The following is a 17085-nucleotide window of genomic DNA, read 5'->3' as shown; positions in this document are numbered from 1 at the left end:
GTAGTGAAAAAATAATGACTTATCATGAGTTAGAACAAGTCGAATTGACAAATATGTGTGCCATTATTGACGAAAAAAATCATAAAGTTCTTGTTCAAGAGCGTAAAAAATCATGGACTGGAATTGCTTTTCCCGGAGGACATCTGGAAAAAGGTGAGGCTCTTGTTCCGTCAACAATAAGAGAGATTAAAGAAGAAACTGGACTTGATATCACAAATTTAAAACTTTGTGGAGTTAAGGATTGGTTTGAACCTGAGAAGAACAGAAGATATATGGTTTTTCTTTATTCAACAACAGAATTCTCTGGTCAATTAATTAATGAAACAGATGAAGGAAAAGTTTTCTGGCAAGATATTAATCAATTAGCGAATTTGAATCTTGCAAGTAGCTTTCTTGAAATGGCAGACATGATGCTTCACTCAACTTACTCAGAATTTGTTTATGAGATTGATGGAGAGCATTGGAAAAAGAAATTTTATTAATTTTGCATAATAACTATTATGTAAAGTGATTGGATAGAGGTAGAAATGACTGAATTAAGAAGATGTAATTGGTGTTTGTCAACTGATAAAATGATTCATTATCATGATACTTATTGGGGAGTCCCTTTACATAATGATCAGGAACTTTTTGCAAAATTGGTCCTTGATTTAAATCAAGCAGGGCTTTCTTGGGCAACAATATTAAATAAACAAGAAAATTTTTATGAAGCTTTTGATAATTTTGAAATTGAAAAAATAGCAGTATATGACGAGAATAAAGAACAAGAACTTTTACAAAATGCGGGAATTATCAGAAATAAATTAAAGGTTAAAGCGGCGATTGTTAATGCTCAAAAAGTTTTAGAAATTCAAAAAGAATTTGGCTCCTTTAATAAGTACATCTGGTCATTTACTGACGGAAAAGTTTTACAGCATCAAGTTAATGATGAGTCAGAAATTCCAGCAACAAATGAACTTTCTGACAAAATGAGTAAAGATATGAAGAAACGCGGTTTTAAATTTACAGGTTCAACGGTTATCTATGCTTTCTTGCAAGCTGTAGGAGTGATTAATGACCACGCAGATTATTGTTATAGACAAGCAGAATTAATGGATTGAAGCGCTTTCTTGTGGTAAACTGGTTATAGTATTAAAGCTGTAATTACTATAAAATTTTATCAGAAAAGGAGCTTATTATGGCTAATATTCACCCTTATCTTACTTTTAATAATACGAAGGAAGCATTAGATTATTATAAAGATGTTCTTGGAGCGACAAATATTTCACGACTGCCTCTGGCTGAAGAACAAGCTGAACAATTTGGGGTTCCAATTGAGAAGGCTTCCGATTTAACAATGCATTCTCAATTTGACATTCTAGGTTCAACCATTATGGCTGCAGACAATTTTATGAAAGTTGATCCTCTTGTTTATGATTCCATTTCAATTTTAATTGATTTAGATTCGGAAGACGAACAAGCGGTCTCACAAGCAGATGCTTTTTGGAACAAGGCTGTTGAATCGGGGACAGTCACTGTTAATTTACCTTTTGAAAATCAATTCTGGGGTGGAAAAATGGGTGATTTTACTGACAAGTACGGAGTGCGTTGGATGCTACATGCTCAGCCTTATTCTAAGTTACAATCAAACTCATAAATCTTTATAAGTAAAAATGGAAAGTACTGACGATTCTGTCAGTACTTTTTGTGATTTATTCTGAAAATATTTTTAATGACAGCTAAAAATTTTATAGATATTTGGAAAGTTGCTAAAAATTTGTTATAATAACTATGTGAATTTTAACACAAAAGGAGTAATTTATGAAAATTTGGACTAAACTAGGCTTGCTAACGCTTGTAGGCCTCTCTTTGACTTCTTGTGGGAGTAATACAAAGAATACAAAAGGACAATCAAGTTCGTCTCAGAAAGTTGAAACCTCGGCTGGTGCAAGTAAATCAAACATCTATGCTGACCCTTCTACTTTAAGTGATAAATACGATGTGATTATTGTTGGTTCTGGTGGAGCTGGAATGACTGCAGCAATTGAAGCAAAAGATGCTGGAATGAATCCAGTCATTTTAGAAAAAATGCCCATCGCTGGTGGAAATACTTCAAAAGCCTCAGCTGGTTTGAACGCATCAGAAACATCAGTCGAAAAAGCACAAGGTGTCGCCGATTCAAATGATAAATTTTATGAAGAAACGCTCAAAGGTGGTGGCGGTACGAATGACAAGGCACTCCTTCGTTATTTTGTTGACCACTCGGCTGGTGCTGTTGATTGGTTAAATACAAATGGGATTGTTTTAGATAATTTAACTACGACAGGGGGAATGTCAGTTTCAAGAACTCACCGACCACATGATGGTTCAGCAGTTGGTGGTTATTTAGTAAAAGGTCTTGAAGAAAATATTACCAAACGAAATATTCCCTTATTTGTAAATAGTGATGTTACCAAAATTACTGAAAAAGATGGTAAAGTATCTGGAGTTAAAGTTAAGATTGAGGGTGAAACTAAAGATATTTCTTCTAAAGCAGTCGTTGTTACAACAGGTGGATTCGGTGCAAATAAGAAAATGATTGCAAAATATCGTCCTGACCTTAAAGATTATGTGACAACAAATGCGGCTGGTTCAACTGGTGACGGAATTACTATGATTTCAGAACTTGGTGGGGAATTAGTTGATATGGATAAAATTCAAATTCATCCAACTGTATTCCAAAAAACAGGTTATCTTGTTTCAGAATCAATTCGTGGTGAAGGGGCGATTCTTGTAAATCAAAAAGGGAAACGTTTCTTTAATGAAATGGATACTCGTGATAAAGTTTCTGCTGCTGAACTTAAACAACCAGGAAAATATTCTTATGTTATTTTTGGAGAAGGAACTAAAGATAAAGTAAAAGCAGTTGAACAGTATATATCTAAAGATATGGTTGTTGAAGCTGACAGTATCAAGGGACTTGCTGACAAGCTCGATATTAATGAAAAAGCACTGACTTCAACAATTGATGGTTGGAATAAAGCTGTATCAACTAAAAAAGATGAAGACTTTGGTCGTACAACAGGAATGACTACTGAAATATCAGGTAAGTATTATGCCATTAAAGTGGCTCCAGGAATTCACCATACAATGGCTGGGGTAAAAATTAATACAAATACTCAAGTCTTGAAAAAAGATGGTAGTCCAATTCAAGGATTATATGCTGCCGGAGAAGTTACAGGTGGTCTCCATGGTGGTAACCGCATTGGTGGTAACGCTGTTGCTGATATTGTTATCTTTGGACGACAAGCTGGAACTCAATCTGCGGCCTATGCTAAAACAAGCAATTAATATTTACTTATAAGTAGTTATTAAGAATAAAAGTTACTGACGGAGTATTTGTCAGTAACTTTTTGTATTATTAAGATTGATTAAAGGTAAATTCTTTGAAATAGATAAGAAAATTAAGTATAATTTAATTATGAAAAAGTATTTTTCAAGCTTTATTAAGGAGGCTTTTTATGGCAAAACATTCAAAAGCGAGTTCAAAAAACAGCAAAAAAGTAATTGCAATTGCCAGTTTGGCAGTCATTTTAGTAGTTGCTCTCGGAATCATTGCTTATCAAGTTTTTTATCCTCATAAAACTCCTGATAAGTCAGCCTCTTTTGCACAAACAAGCTCGACAAAAGTAAGTAAGAGCACAAGTAGTAAATCACAAAGCTCTAGTACAACGAGTGATTCAACTCAAGAATCAACTTCCGCTTCAAGTAGTTCAAAGACTTCGGCATCTTCAAGTAATGACTCTCCAAAAAGCTGGTCAACTCTAACTGGAAAGCAGCAAGATGCAGTTTATGCCCAATGGGTTAATAATGCTCAAGGCAAATTTGATATTTATACTGGAGAATCTTACTTAACTTATCTTGTTAATGTAGGTTCAAATGGCGTATCCACGTATTCTGACCCTGTCAATGTTATACAAAATACAGCACGTATTCAACAAAATGCTGATGGAACCTATTATTTACAAGTTCCTGATCCAACGCAGACAGGTTTAAGAATGGCACAGGATCCATGGCCAATGGTTCAATGGCAAACTAAAGAAACACTGACAGGTGCGCAACTTGTAGCTAAATATGGTTCGGATGCTTCGCTCAATAGTGGTAGTTCACAAATCAAATCAATAAACGCCACAAAAGTTCCAACAGGAAATTAAGTATAATAAAAGATTGACTTTGGTCAGTCTTTTTTAGTCAGAGAAATTATTGACATTCTGTCAGTAATTTTTTTATGGAAAGGACCAATCATAAAGACTGTAAGTGATTTTTTAGTCAAAAAATGCTATAATTTTCAGGATGAATGAAAATTTAAATGGCATTTTAAATGTCTATAAAGAAGCGGGCTGGACATCTTTTGATGTTGTTGCCAAACTTCGTGGTATTTTAAAAACAAAAAAAATTGGACATGGTGGAACTTTAGACCCTTCTGTGACAGGCGTTTTACCAGTGGCCGTTGGAAAATCGACGCGGTTATTAGAATACATGGAAGCGGCAGGTAAAATTTACGAAGGTGAAGTTACTATTGGTTTTTCAACGGAAACCGAAGATGCTGACGGGGAAATTGTTAGTAAAACGCCAGTAGAACGGGAGCTGACAGAGTCTGAAATTGACTCAGTAATGAAAAATTTTATTGGAAAAATAAAGCAAATTCCTCCAATGTATTCAGCCGTAAAAATTAACGGAAAAAAATTGTATGAATATGCCAGAGCTGGTCAGACAGTTGACCGTCCGGCAAGAGAGATTACAATCAAATCATTTGTCAGAACAAGTCCCGTGATGACTGATGAAGCGGCAGGTTTGGTAAGCTTTTCTTTCAAAGTTGAGTGCAGTAAAGGAACCTATGTCCGAACATTAGCAGTAGATTTAGCAGAGCAACTTGGTTACGCAGGACATATGTCAAAATTGCAAAGAACAGCAAGTAATGGACTGATGATTAAAGATGCCGTCAAACTCTCAGATATTGAAGTAGCAATGGAGGCAGGAGAGCTTTCTAGCTTAATGTACCCAGCAGAATATGCTGTCAGTGATTTGCCAAGGGTAAATTTGACTGCTGATCAGTTTGAAATGGCACGAGTTGGAAAAAAATTTGCTGAGGATGATTGGGTTACAGATGAAACTACTGACAGCCCTGTCATTAAGTCTAATAAAAGTGAATTTTTACTGACAGACTTGTCAGAACTGACAAGAGATAAATTTGCAGCCTTTTATGATGATAAATTAGTTGCTGTTTACATGAAACATCCAGAAAAAGCAGGAATTTGGAAACCAAATAAAGTATTGGTTTAATTCTTAGCAATATGAGCCAAAGTGAGAAAAATGGAAATATTAGAATTTAATGATGAACTAAAATTTGATGAAGAACTTATCCTTGTCCTCGGTTATTTTGATGGATTACACCGAGGACATCAAAGTCTTTTTACAGAAGCTAAAAAAATTGCGGCGGTATTGAATTTAAAAATAGCTGTTTTTACCTTTCCGGAAAAACCAACATTAACCTTCAACAAATTTGAGCCTGAAATGCTTTTGAAATTAACTTCAGATGAAAAACGAGCAGAGCTCTTTGCTGAAAATGGGGTAGATTACCTTGTATTTAAAGATTTCACTTCTAATTTTGCTCATCAAACTTCAACTGAATTTGCAGAAAGTGTCGTCAAAAGATTTAATCCCAAAGTGGTGATTACAGGATTTGATTATACGACAGGCTCTGATATGAAAAATCTCAAGTCAACGGAAGACTACCGTGTGGTCATCATGCCGGAAAAAGCGGATGAACATGGAAAAATTTCATCGACACGGATCAGAAAAGCAGTTGAAGAAGGTGATATTGCACAAGCAAATGAACTTTTAGGTTATTCTTATGAAACAAGAGGCCTTGTTGTTCATGGTTTTGCCCGCGGAAGACAACTGGGCTATCCAACAGCAAATCTAGTAATTAAAGATTACGTTCATTTGCCAGCTGTTGGAGTTTATACCTGTGATGTCATTTTTGCTGGAGAACGTCATCGTGGCTTTGCTTCAATTGGATATAATGATACTTTTAACGGGACTGAAAAAACAGTTGAAGTTCATATTTTTGATTTTAATGGAGAAATTTATGGTGAGAAATTGACTGTTTTATGGCTAGATAAAATTCGTGATATGATTAAATTTGATGGGATAGATCAATTAATTAAACAAATGAAAGAAGACGAGCAAATTGCTCGTGATTTCAAAGCGTAAATAAACTGTAAGTAAATTGGGAAAAGAGATTTGGAAAGGGAGTAGAAAAACAACGTGAGTCAAAATGACATCCGCTGTTTTTTTATGATGAAAAGAGATGAAAATTAATAACAAAAAAGTTGTAATTGTTGGAGCTGGAGCCGTCGGGAGTACTTATGCTCATAACTTAGTTGTTGATGATTTAGCAGATGAAATTGCAATAATAAATACCAACAAAAGTAAAGCTTCAGCCAACAGTTTAGACTTGCTTCATGCGCTTCCCTATTTAAACGCAGCTCCTAAAAACATTTATGCTGCTGATTATTCAGATGTTTCTGATGCAGATATTGTTGTTTTGTCTGCCAATGCTCCATCAGCAACTTTCGGAAAAAATCCAGATCGCCTACAGTTATTAGAAAATAATGTCGAAATGATTCGTGATATAACCCGTAAAACAATGGATGCAGGTTTTGATGGTATTTTCTTGGTCGCATCAAATCCAGTTGATGTCCTTGCCCAAGTTGTTGCAGAAGTATCTGGCTTGCCTAAACATCGTGTGATAGGGACAGGAACGCTTTTAGAAACTAGTCGGATGCGCCAAATCGTTGCTGAAAAACTCCAAATTAATCCTAAAAGTATTCATGGATATGTTTTAGCTGAGCATGGGAAATCAAGTTTTGCCGCTTGGTCAAACGTGACAGTCGGTGCGATTCCATTAACAACGTGGCTCAAAAAATATCCTAATCCAGAGTTTCCAACCTTCGATGAAATTGATCAAGAAATTCGTGAAGTAGGTTTGGATATCTTTATGCAAAAAGGAAATACCTCTTACGGAATCGCTGCTTCATTAGCTTGTTTGACAAGAGCAATTTTTAGAAATGAAAGCGTGATTCTACCAGTTTCTGCCTATTTGACAGGAGAGTATGGCCAGTCCGATTTATATACAGGAAGTCCTGCAATTATTGATAGAACAGGTGTTCGAGCGGTCCTAGAGTTAGAATTAACTCAAGAAGAGCAAGAAAAATTTAAAGCTTCAACGGTTCTCCTTAAAGAGAATTTTGATTCAATTAAAGAAAAATGTACTTTGTAAATATAATAAAAAGAATAAAGAAATTTATTCTTTTTATTATACAAAACAATGAAATAATATTTCAAAATAAAAAAAGATTAAATTGATACTTGAAATAATAATTCTTTTAGGTTATAATGAATACGTTATCAAGAAATAATATTTCGGAAGGATAAAAAATGTACGGTTATTCAATTTTTATGAATAGGGACTTGAATGAAAAGGACTATTTATATATTGACAAGATGACTAATCATGGTTTTAAAGGGATTTTCACATCGATGCATATTCCCGAGGATGAAGCAAGTCTATATAAAAAAAGGCTAAGAGACTTAGGAACAGCTGCTAAAAAGAATCATTTGAAACTTATGGTTGATATTTCAGGTCAAGCTTTAGAAAAAGCTGGATTTTCTATTGATAGAGTAGAAGAACTTCAAGAACTTGGAGTAACTGGTCTCAGAATGGATTATCATATCAGCAATGAGACAATTGCGAAAGTCAGTCAAAAAATGACTGTCAGTCTAAATGCCAGTACAATTAGGCAAGAAGATATTGACGAGTTAAAAGAAAATAAGGCAAACTTTAATCAGCTTGAAGCCTGGCACAACTATTACCCAAGACCAGAAACAGGCCTTTCTCGGGAGAGCTTTCTTAAAAAAAATGAATTTTTGAAAAGAAATTCATTTAAAGTTATGGCCTTTATTCCGGGAGATGATTCTCTACGCCATCCTTTATATGAAGGATTACCAACCCTTGAAGCGCACCGCTATCAACATCCACTCTCTTCCTTACTTGATATGGAATCTATAAATATAGATCATATTTATGTTGGGGATGGAGGATTAAAAGCAAGAACAGCTTGGCAGATTAACCAATATCTTCAAAAGAGGGAACTTGTATTGCAAGCAACCCAAGCAACAAGTGATTTTGCTAAAGTTCTCGGTGAGCATGAAAATAGACAAGATGATGCTAGAGATGTGATCCGCAGCGCTCAGGCCCGCTTCAATGAAATTTCTGAAATAAATCCAGAAAATACAATTGAGAGAAAAAAAGGCTCAATTACTATTGATAATTGTGAATATGGTCGTTATATGGGCGAAATTCAAATTACTAAAAGGAATTTGCCAGCAGATAAAAAAGTAAATGTTGTGGGAAATATTATTAAAGAAGATTTAGAACTTATTTCTTTTATTGGCCCAGGACAAAAATTTAAAATAGAAAAAGAGAAAAATAATGATTGATTTATCAACACTAACAACAGAACGACGAAATGACGAAACTTTTAACCTTGACCAAATGACTGTCGCAGAAGCGCTTATTAAAATGAATAATGAAGATAAAAAAGTTGCTTTTGCAGTTGAAGAAGCACTTCCAAATATTGAACCAGTTATTTCATCAGCGATTGAAGCTTTTAACAAAGGTGGCCGTTTGATTTATATGGGTGCTGGAACAAGTGGTCGTTTAGGTGTACTTGATGCCGCAGAATGTGTCCCAACCTTTGGCGTACCAGCTACCCAAGTGATTGGTTTAATTGCCGGTGGTGACAAAGCAATGACGGTTGCTGTCGAAGGGGCTGAGGATAGTCTTGAACTTGGAAGACAAGATTTGATTGATTTGAAGTTGAATGAGAACGACCTTGTTTTAGGAATCGCTGCCAGTGGTCGGACTCCATATGTAATTGGAGCTTTAGATTACGCTAAAGAAATTGGTGCTAAAACGGCAAGCCTTTCTTGTAATCTTAATGCTGAAATTTCAAAACATGCCGAATTTCCAATTGAAGTTGATTGTGGACCAGAATTTTTAACAGGCTCAACAAGATTAAAATCGGGAACAGCTCAAAAATTAATTTTGAATATGATTTCAACAATTTCAATGATTGGGATTGGTAAAGTTTATAATAACTTGATGGTGGATGTTAAACCAACAAATGAAAAATTAGTTGAGCGTAGTAAACGCATCATTATGCAAGCGACAGATTGTACTTATGAAGAAGCCGAAGAAAAATTCATTGAAGCCGATCAAGATGTTAAACTTGCAATTGTCATGTTATTAACTGATTGTGCAGCAGAAGAAGGAAAAACCAAGCTTGTTAGAGCAAATGGTTTTGTGAAAAATACTCTGAATTAAGAATTTACATTATAAGGTAGGAGAAGGAGCAAAAATGGCAGAAGAAAAAATAGCTCGTATTGCACGAGAGATTTATGAAAATGTTGGTGGAACACAAAATGTAAAAAAATTGATTCATTGCATGACTCGTGTTCGGATGACCATTATTGATGATTCAAAAGTTAACTTAGCTGGTTTAAAGGCAATTGATGGAGTGATGGGTGTCGTTGAAGATGAAACACTACAAGTTGTCATCGGACCTGGAACTGTAAATAAAGTTGCTCAAGCAATGGTTGAGACAGTTGGGGTAAGGTTAGGAGAAACTTTCCCAAGTGCTGAAGGTCAATCAATTGATGATTTAATGGCAAAAACAAAATCGGAAGCTAAAGAAAAGTATAATAAGCCTTCAAAATTTAAAGCGGTTCTTAATACGATTTCTAAAATATTCGTTCCATTGATTCCTGCTTTTGTTGGTGCCGGTTTGATTGGTGGGCTGGCCTCTGTTTTAGGAAACTTAGTCACTGCTGGTACCTTAGATGCCGCAACATGGACCCAGTTTATTACCGTCTTAAAAATTATTCAATCTGGAATTTTTTCTTACTTAGCCATCTATGTCGGAATTAATTCAGCTCAAGAATTTGGAGCGACACCTTCGCTTGGTGGTGTTATCGGTGCGGTTTCCTTGCTCACAGGAATGAACCCAGAAGCACCATTGAAAAATATCTTTAATGGAAGTGCACTTTCGGCAGGACAAGGTGGAATTATTGGCGTAATTTTCGCTGTTTGGTTACTATCGATTTTAGAAAAACAACTACGTAAAATTATTCCTGACTCAATTGATATTATTGTGACACCAACCGTTGGTTTATTGGTCATTGGTTTTGCGGAGATTTTTGCCATTATGCCGGTAGCGGGAGTTATTTCTTCAAGTTTAGTCGGGGCAATTAACTTTATTCTTCAAGTTGGTGGTGGTTTCTCTGGCTTTGTTTTGGGTGTACTTTTCTTACCAATGGTTATGTTTGGTTTACACCAAATCTTAACCCCTATTCATTTAGAAATGATTGCTAAAACGGGCTCAACACAATTATTGCCAATCCTTGCAATGGCTGGAGCTGGTCAAGTTGGTGCTGCGATTGCGCTTTGGCTTCGTTTGAGAAAAGATAAAGAATTTGTCGAACTTGTTAAAGGTGCTCTTCCAGTAGGAATTTTAGGAATTGGAGAACCTTTAATTTATGGGATTACCCTACCACTTGGTCGTCCATTCATCACGGCCTGTATCGGTGGGGGGATTGGTGGTGCAATCATCGGTTCATTAGGTCAAGCTGGAGCCATTGCTATTGGCCCTTCAGGCCTTGCCCTCCTTCCACTTATTGCTAATGGCAAATGGTGGGTTTATCTTCTTGGACTATTGGGTGCTTATATTGGTGGATTTATTGCTACTTATCTCTTTGGTATTCCTAAAGATGCAAAAGAAAAAGCAGATAATTATGGAAAATCAGTCCAAATGGAAACTATTCAACCTACTTTACGTGTTGTGACAACTCCAGAATTTTCTAGTTCAACAATTGCATCACCACTTGAGGGGAATGTGAAAGAACTTTCTACAATTGAGGATGAAGTTTTCTCAAGCGGAATGTTGGGTAAAGGAGTAGCCATTGAACCAGATAATGGAGATGTCGTTTCGCCCGTCAATGGACTTGTTACTACAGTTTTTCCAACTAAGCACGCGATTGGTTTGACTAGTGATGACGGTGTTGAAATTCTAATTCATATTGGAATGGATACTGTTGGCTTAAATGGTGAAGCTTTTGAAAGTTTCGTTAAGCAAAATGACCGTGTCAAAAAAGGAGATTTACTGGTAAGAGCAGATCTTTCAAAAATAAAAGCGGCAGGTTTATCTATAATTACACCTGTGGTTATCACAAATTCTGATACTTATCGAGAAATCATTATCAGCCATTGTGGGAAAATAAGTAAAGGTCAAGAGATTATAACAGTTAAAGCATAAAAGTTAGAGGTTGGTTTATACCAACCTCTTTGTTATAATTAAAGAAGAACGGAGAGGTTAAATGGATACTTTACTTATCATTAGGCAAAATTATTCTAGCTTTACGACAGTTGAGAAAAAAATAGCTGACTATATTTTTGAAGTCGGAGAGAAAATGCTAGAAAAAAGTGCGCAAGAAGCGGCTGGAGAAATTGGGAGCTCCTCTGCGGCTTTAGTAAGATTTTCCAGAAAGTTAGGTTATGATGGATTCTCTCAGTTTAAACAAAAATTGAGTGCATCTTATGCCGCTCACGTTGATGATGAAGAATACTACAAGGAAGTAAATGATTCAGAAACGCCTACTTCAATCAAGAATAAACTCAAAGTCCGGGTAAATCATATGGTAGAGACGACAAATTCTGCTCTATTGGATGATGAAATTATGGAAGCTGTGTCTTCAATTGATGCTGCTGAGAATATCTTTGTTTTTGGAATTGGAGCATCTTCAATGGTTGCTCAGGACATTTTTCAAAAGTTTAGTCGAATTGGCAAGCAAGTTATCTTTATTCAAGATGCCCATTTATTTGTTTCCTCTCTTTCTGTTTCTAATAAAAAAACAATCTTCATTGGAATTTCAATGAAGGGGGAAACAAAAGAAGTTCTGGAACTCTCAAGCGTGGTGAAAAATATGAAAATCCCGATTATTGCAATTACTTCTCGGGAAAATTCAAGCTTAGGACAAATGGCTGATTGTATTCTTCATTCTGTTTCGGGTGAAGATTATCAAATGCGGACTGCTGCAACAATGAGTTTGATGGCTCAGCTTTATGTTGTTGACATTCTTTTTTATATGTATGTATCAGAGCATTTTACAGAAAGTTATGACAAGTTGGAAAAAACACGTGATGCTATAAAATTATTGGAAAAAAAGTGACAGGATTGAAATTTATTAATGATGAGTTGATTTCTGCAATTTTTTTCACAATGTGATAAAATAGACCATGTAAAAGATGGACTGAAGTCCAAAATTTAAGAGGCTTAAACGCCCTATAAGGAGAATTAGAATGTCACGTAAACCAATTATCGCTGGTAACTGGAAAATGAACAAAACTTTGTCAGAAGCGCAAGCTTTTGTTGAAGCTGTAAAAAATAACTTGCCTTCATCTGATAATGTTGAATCAGTTATCGGTGCACCTGCACTTTTCCTCGCTCCTATGGCTTACCTTCGTCAAGGTTCAGAATTGAAACTTGCTGCTGAAAATAGCTACTTTGAAAATGCTGGAGCGTTCACTGGTGAAAATAGTCCAGCTGCTATCGTTGATTTAGGTGTTGAATACATCATCATCGGTCACAGCGAACGTCGTGAATATTTCCACGAAACTGACGAAGACATCAACAAAAAAGCAAAAGCAATCTTCGCTGCTGGAGCAACTCCAATCCTTTGTTGTGGTGAAACTTTAGAAACTTTTGAAGCTGGAAAAACAGCTGAGTGGGTTTCAGGTCAAATCGAAGCTGGTCTTGCTGGCTTGAGTGCTGAACAAGTTTCAAACTTGGTTATTGCTTATGAACCAATCTGGGCAATCGGAACTGGTAAAACTGCAACAAACGAAATCGCTGACGAAACTTGTGGTGTTGTTCGTTCAACAGTTGAAAAACTTTACGGAAAAGAAGTTTCAGAAGCTGTACGTATCCAATACGGTGGTTCAGTTAAACCTGAAACAATCGAAGGATTGATGGCTAAAGAAAACATCGACGGTGCCCTCGTTGGTGGAGCTTCACTTGAAGCTGATAGCTTCCTTGCATTGCTTGAAATGTACAAATAATTTTATAATTATGGGTTGAATGAAAGTACTGATTCTGTCAGTACTTTTTTCGTACATTTTTTAGTTTTTGTTATAGGATTGAAGTTTATAGTTCTGCTAGTATCTTTATCAGTAAAACTTTTGATAAAATAAAGAGATGACAAATTAATTAAGGGGAGAAAAATGTGTACCAGTTTTCAACTAAAGTCAAGTGACGGTGGATTGGTTTTTGCTAGAACAATGGATTGGCATACTTTTAATGCCGCTGCCCTTGTTCTACCAAGAAATTATGAATGGACAAGTGTTTATAACAATCAAAAAATGATTAATCCATATGCCATCCTTGGCGTCGGAAATAGCGAAATGAGATTACATGCTGATATTTCAGATGGTGTAAATGAATATGGCTTGGCGGCGCAAAAATTAACTTTTTCAAATCAGTCAGATTATGCTAAAGAAGCAGAGAAGGGAAAAGTTCAACTTGCTGCTTTTGAGTTTTTGCTTTGGTTGCTGGGGAATTGCCGTTCAATTGAGGAAGTTCGTCAGAATATTGATAATGTACAGTTGATGACTGATGAAAATGCAATCTACAAATTTGGACGTAATGATTTACATTTTTCTGCGACAGATCCAAGCGGCCAAATGATTAATATTGAACCACATGGTGGACGATTGGTCATTTCAGATAATCCAATTGGTGTGGTTACAAATGCTCCTAAATTTGATAATGAAGTCCAGAAATTAAGGACTTATATGGATATCAATTTACTGACAGAAAGTGAAAATACTTCTGTCAGTAAAAATGAGGATAGTAATTCATCATTAGAAAATCTGTCAGTAAAAAATGATAATCCTAACCAAATTTCGACAGGAAGTTTCAATGGGAAACCAGTTTTTCCTGGAGGATTCACACCAACAGCTCGATTTATTCGAGCAGCTATTTACAAAGAAAGAGCGGTGTATCCTAAAGATGAACAGCAAAATATTGTTGAGGCATGGCATATTTTAAATGGTGTTACAGTTCCAAAGTCTGAAGGCCGCTCAGGGACTTATACTGTTTATCGCAGTGCTGTGGAAGTGAACAGTCGCAGACTTTACTTACAAACGTATGATGATTTAAGTATACAAGTCTATCGTTTCCCAGATGAATTATAATCTTAAGATTTTGTTATAATGAAAACAAAATTATTTTAGGAGAATTTAATGCATCTCATCGTTATTTTAGGCGCACTTATTTCAATATCTTTTACAACTACTTATCTTATCGCTAGTCTGCGTGGTCGAGTTAAACCGAATAGAATTACTTGGTTAATTTGGGGAATTGCTCCATTGATTAGTACAGCAGCATCCTTATCAACTGGTGTTTCTTGGGCAAGTTTACCCGTATTTATGGCTGGCTTTGGTCCAATTTTAGTTTTTATTGTTTCGTCATTTAACAAAGCAGCTTATTGGAGAATTGAAAGATTTGATTATATTTGTGGCCTTGTTTCTATTTTGGCCTTAGTAGCTTGGTATTTGACTAAAAATCCTAATGTTGCAATATCTCTTGCGATATTATCAGATGCTCTAGCCGCATTACCTACCATGTTAAAAGGTTGGAAGTATCCCGAAACAGAAAATGGTTTCTTGTTTTTAGGTAGTCTTTTTTCTGCATCAACAAGTTTTACAGAGATTCATCATTGGAATTTCGCAGAAGTTGCTTTTCCAATTTATCTCATCTTGCTTAGTTTGACAATGTTATTCCTTATTGAAGGAAGAAGAAAATACTTAAATTATAAAAAAGTACTTTGACAAGTACTTTTTTATAATTTAAGCCTTAAGATAAAGTACAATTCTAATATAAAATTGCAAAATAAAGTAATTTATAATAAAATATAAAGATATAAACGTATTTTATATTTAATTTTTGTATTTTAAAATAATAAATATGGTTTCAATTGGAAGACCTAAACTTTAATATGATTTAAATGGTTTAAGCTCAATAAGTGAAATGTTGAAAAAGTTATGCGAAAGGTAACGAATGTGAGAAAATATCAGAAGGAAAATGTTTACGAAGCTTTCAATAAACGACTAGATTATATTTGTAATTATTTCGACCACTTAATTGTCTCCTTTTCTGGCGGGAAAGATTCTGGATTGATGCTAGAACTTGTTCATCGTTACTATGAAGAAAATAAACTTGCTGACAAAGAAATAGCAGTTTCTGTTTATTATCTTGACTATGAGGGGAATTATCAAGAAACCAAAGACTATATAGAACGCTCAATGGGGAAATATCCTGATTTTGATTATTATCATATTTGTATGCCTGTCTCTGCTTCTTGTGGAATATCGATGTCACAATCGACTTGGCTTCCTTGGGACCCTGAACATCCCGAACTCTGGTTGAATTCAGTTCCAGAAGGAGCAATTCATCTTGAAAATCACAATTTCCCATTTTTTGAAATAGGAATGTCTGATTATGATTTTCAAAGCAAATTCTGTCAGTGGCTTCATCAAGAAAAGAAAGCAGAAAGAACAGCAGTTCTTGTCGGAATCAGAGCTCAAGAAAGTTTAAATCGCTTTAATGCTGTGACACGTGATGAAACTTTTTCAAGATTTGGAACTACAAATTATAGTCATCGAATTTTTCATAATGTTTTCAATTTTTATCCGATGTATGATTGGTTGTTTGAGGATGTCTGGGTAGCAAATGCTAAATTTTCTTTTGATTATAATCATTTATATGATTTATATTTTCAAGCAGGAGTACCCTTTAAAAGTATGAGAGTTGCCAATCCTTTTCATCAATGTGGCGTCTCATCTTTGAAATTGTATCAAGCATTGGAGCCAGAGACTTGGGGAAAATTGATTGGTCGTGTCAATGGAGCAAATTTTGCGGCTATTTATGGTGGGACAATTGCTCTTGGTTATCGTGGAGTCAGTCTTCCTAAGGGGTATACTTGGGAGACCTATGTTGACTTTTTACTCAAGACATTACCAGAGGATATTCGAGAAGTTTATCTGAAAAAGTTCCAGAGTTCTCTGACTTACTGGACAAAAAATGGGGGAGCTTTGCCTCAGAAAGTTGTCAGTGAACTAGAAGAAACAAATTTGCAATTTGAAAATTTAGGTACTCCAAAAAATAATCGAAATTACAAACAGGAATATGAATTAGTTCGTTTCAAAAAATACCCTGATGATGTACCAATTAAAAATTTCAGATTAGTTCCCTCTTATAAGAGAATGTGTATCACCATTTTAAAAAATGATACTTCCTGTCAATATATGGGATTTGGTCAAACGAAAGATGAATTGCAAAAGAAGAAGGAGGCAATGAAAAAATGGGAGAGCTTTTTGTAAGTCCAGCTTATCAAGTGAGACGGGTTCCAATTGAAAAGATTAGAGCAAATTCTTATAATCCTAATAAAACTGCGCCGACTGAATTTAAACTTTTAGAACGGTCGATATTAGAAGATGGTTATACCATGCCAATTGTCTGCTATTATGACAAAGAAAATGATACTTATGAGATTGTGGATGGTTTTCACCGCTATCTTGTAATGAAAAATTCTGAAACGATTGCGCAAAGAGAAGGGAACTGTTTACCCGTTTCTGTGATTGATCGCCCATTAGAAGATAGAATAGCCAGCACTATTCGCCATAATCGTGCCAGAGGGACTCATTCAGTAGAATTAATGACAGAAATTGTTCAACAATTGGTTGAATCTGGTTTAAGTGATCGGTGGATTATGACAAATATTGGAATGGATAAAGAAGAATTACTAAGGCTCAAACAATTAAGTGGACTTGCCTCTTTGTTTAAAGGAGGGGAGTTTTCACGGTCTTGGGAATGGGATAAAGAAGAATAGAGTGTAGTTAAAGCTACCCTCTTTTTTATCTATATTTTCCGTTTTGTAAAGTCAATT

17 protein-coding genes are annotated in these 17085 nt (G+C 35.4%); all 17 read left to right on the top strand.

Features of this window, described 5'->3' with window-relative positions:
• Positions 1–14: 14 nt before the first annotated feature.
• On the top strand, positions 15–482 hold the full coding sequence (locus HFD15_RS06030; RefSeq protein WP_058208440.1) for an 8-oxo-dGTP diphosphatase: 468 nt from the start codon (positions 15–17) through the stop codon (positions 480–482).
• A gap of 45 nt (positions 483–527) precedes the next feature.
• A complete protein-coding gene (locus tag HFD15_RS06025; protein ID WP_014570578.1) occupies positions 528–1100 on the top strand; it encodes a DNA-3-methyladenine glycosylase I in 573 nt (190 codons plus the stop codon).
• A 77-nt stretch (positions 1101–1177) separates the two neighbouring features.
• A complete protein-coding gene (locus HFD15_RS06020; protein ID WP_017864437.1) occupies positions 1178–1636 on the top strand; it encodes a VOC family protein in 459 nt (152 codons plus the stop codon).
• A gap of 164 nt (positions 1637–1800) precedes the next feature.
• The gene (locus HFD15_RS06015; RefSeq protein WP_025017096.1) at positions 1801–3309 is read left to right on the top strand and encodes a flavocytochrome c; all 1509 of its coding nucleotides are present in this window, start codon (positions 1801–1803) and stop codon (positions 3307–3309) included.
• A 170-nt stretch (positions 3310–3479) separates the two neighbouring features.
• Positions 3480–4172, top strand: a complete 693-nt coding sequence (locus HFD15_RS06010) for a hypothetical protein (protein WP_033899461.1) — start codon at positions 3480–3482, stop codon at positions 4170–4172.
• A gap of 139 nt (positions 4173–4311) precedes the next feature.
• Entirely contained in the window at positions 4312–5301 is a 990-nt protein-coding gene (gene truB / locus HFD15_RS06005; RefSeq protein WP_058208428.1) for a tRNA pseudouridine(55) synthase TruB, read from the top strand.
• 30 nt (positions 5302–5331) lie between these two features.
• Positions 5332–6234, top strand: coding sequence for a bifunctional riboflavin kinase/FAD synthetase (locus HFD15_RS06000; protein WP_012897735.1), 903 nt, complete (start codon positions 5332–5334; stop codon positions 6232–6234).
• 97 nt (positions 6235–6331) lie between these two features.
• The gene (locus HFD15_RS05995) at positions 6332–7303 is read left to right on the top strand and encodes an L-lactate dehydrogenase (protein WP_058208429.1); all 972 of its coding nucleotides are present in this window, start codon (positions 6332–6334) and stop codon (positions 7301–7303) included.
• 158 nt (positions 7304–7461) lie between these two features.
• The gene (locus HFD15_RS05990; RefSeq protein WP_058208430.1) at positions 7462–8523 is read left to right on the top strand and encodes a DUF871 domain-containing protein; all 1062 of its coding nucleotides are present in this window, start codon (positions 7462–7464) and stop codon (positions 8521–8523) included.
• Positions 8516–9409, top strand: a complete 894-nt coding sequence (gene murQ, locus HFD15_RS05985) for an N-acetylmuramic acid 6-phosphate etherase (protein WP_058204489.1) — start codon at positions 8516–8518, stop codon at positions 9407–9409. The genes HFD15_RS05990 and murQ overlap by 8 nt, the downstream gene beginning before the upstream one ends.
• A gap of 34 nt (positions 9410–9443) precedes the next feature.
• Entirely contained in the window at positions 9444–11396 is a 1953-nt protein-coding gene (locus HFD15_RS05980) for a glucose PTS transporter subunit IIA (protein ID WP_058208431.1), read from the top strand.
• A gap of 61 nt (positions 11397–11457) precedes the next feature.
• Positions 11458–12309, top strand: coding sequence for a MurR/RpiR family transcriptional regulator (locus HFD15_RS05975; protein ID WP_058208432.1), 852 nt, complete (start codon positions 11458–11460; stop codon positions 12307–12309).
• A 130-nt stretch (positions 12310–12439) separates the two neighbouring features.
• A complete protein-coding gene (tpiA, locus tag HFD15_RS05970; RefSeq protein WP_003132078.1) occupies positions 12440–13198 on the top strand; it encodes a triose-phosphate isomerase in 759 nt (252 codons plus the stop codon).
• Between the two features lie 162 nt (positions 13199–13360).
• A complete protein-coding gene (locus HFD15_RS05965) occupies positions 13361–14332 on the top strand; it encodes a choloylglycine hydrolase family protein (protein WP_058208433.1) in 972 nt (323 codons plus the stop codon).
• A gap of 48 nt (positions 14333–14380) precedes the next feature.
• Positions 14381–14968, top strand: a complete 588-nt coding sequence (locus HFD15_RS05960; RefSeq protein ID WP_033899482.1) for a hypothetical protein — start codon at positions 14381–14383, stop codon at positions 14966–14968.
• A 231-nt stretch (positions 14969–15199) separates the two neighbouring features.
• Positions 15200–16519 (top strand): phosphoadenosine phosphosulfate reductase, encoded by a 1320-nt coding sequence (locus HFD15_RS05955; protein WP_305066139.1) that lies wholly within the window; start codon positions 15200–15202, stop codon positions 16517–16519.
• Positions 16501–17028, top strand: a complete 528-nt coding sequence (locus HFD15_RS05950; RefSeq protein WP_012897741.1) for a ParB/RepB/Spo0J family partition protein — start codon at positions 16501–16503, stop codon at positions 17026–17028. The genes HFD15_RS05955 and HFD15_RS05950 overlap by 19 nt, the downstream gene beginning before the upstream one ends.
• Positions 17029–17085: the final 57 nt, after the last annotated feature.

It is taken from the genome of Lactococcus sp. EKM203L (assembly GCF_011800585.1).
In the GTDB taxonomy this organism is placed as follows: Bacteria; Bacillota; Bacilli; order Lactobacillales; family Streptococcaceae; genus Lactococcus; species Lactococcus lactis.
This window is presented reverse-complemented; position numbering and strand designations above follow the sequence as displayed.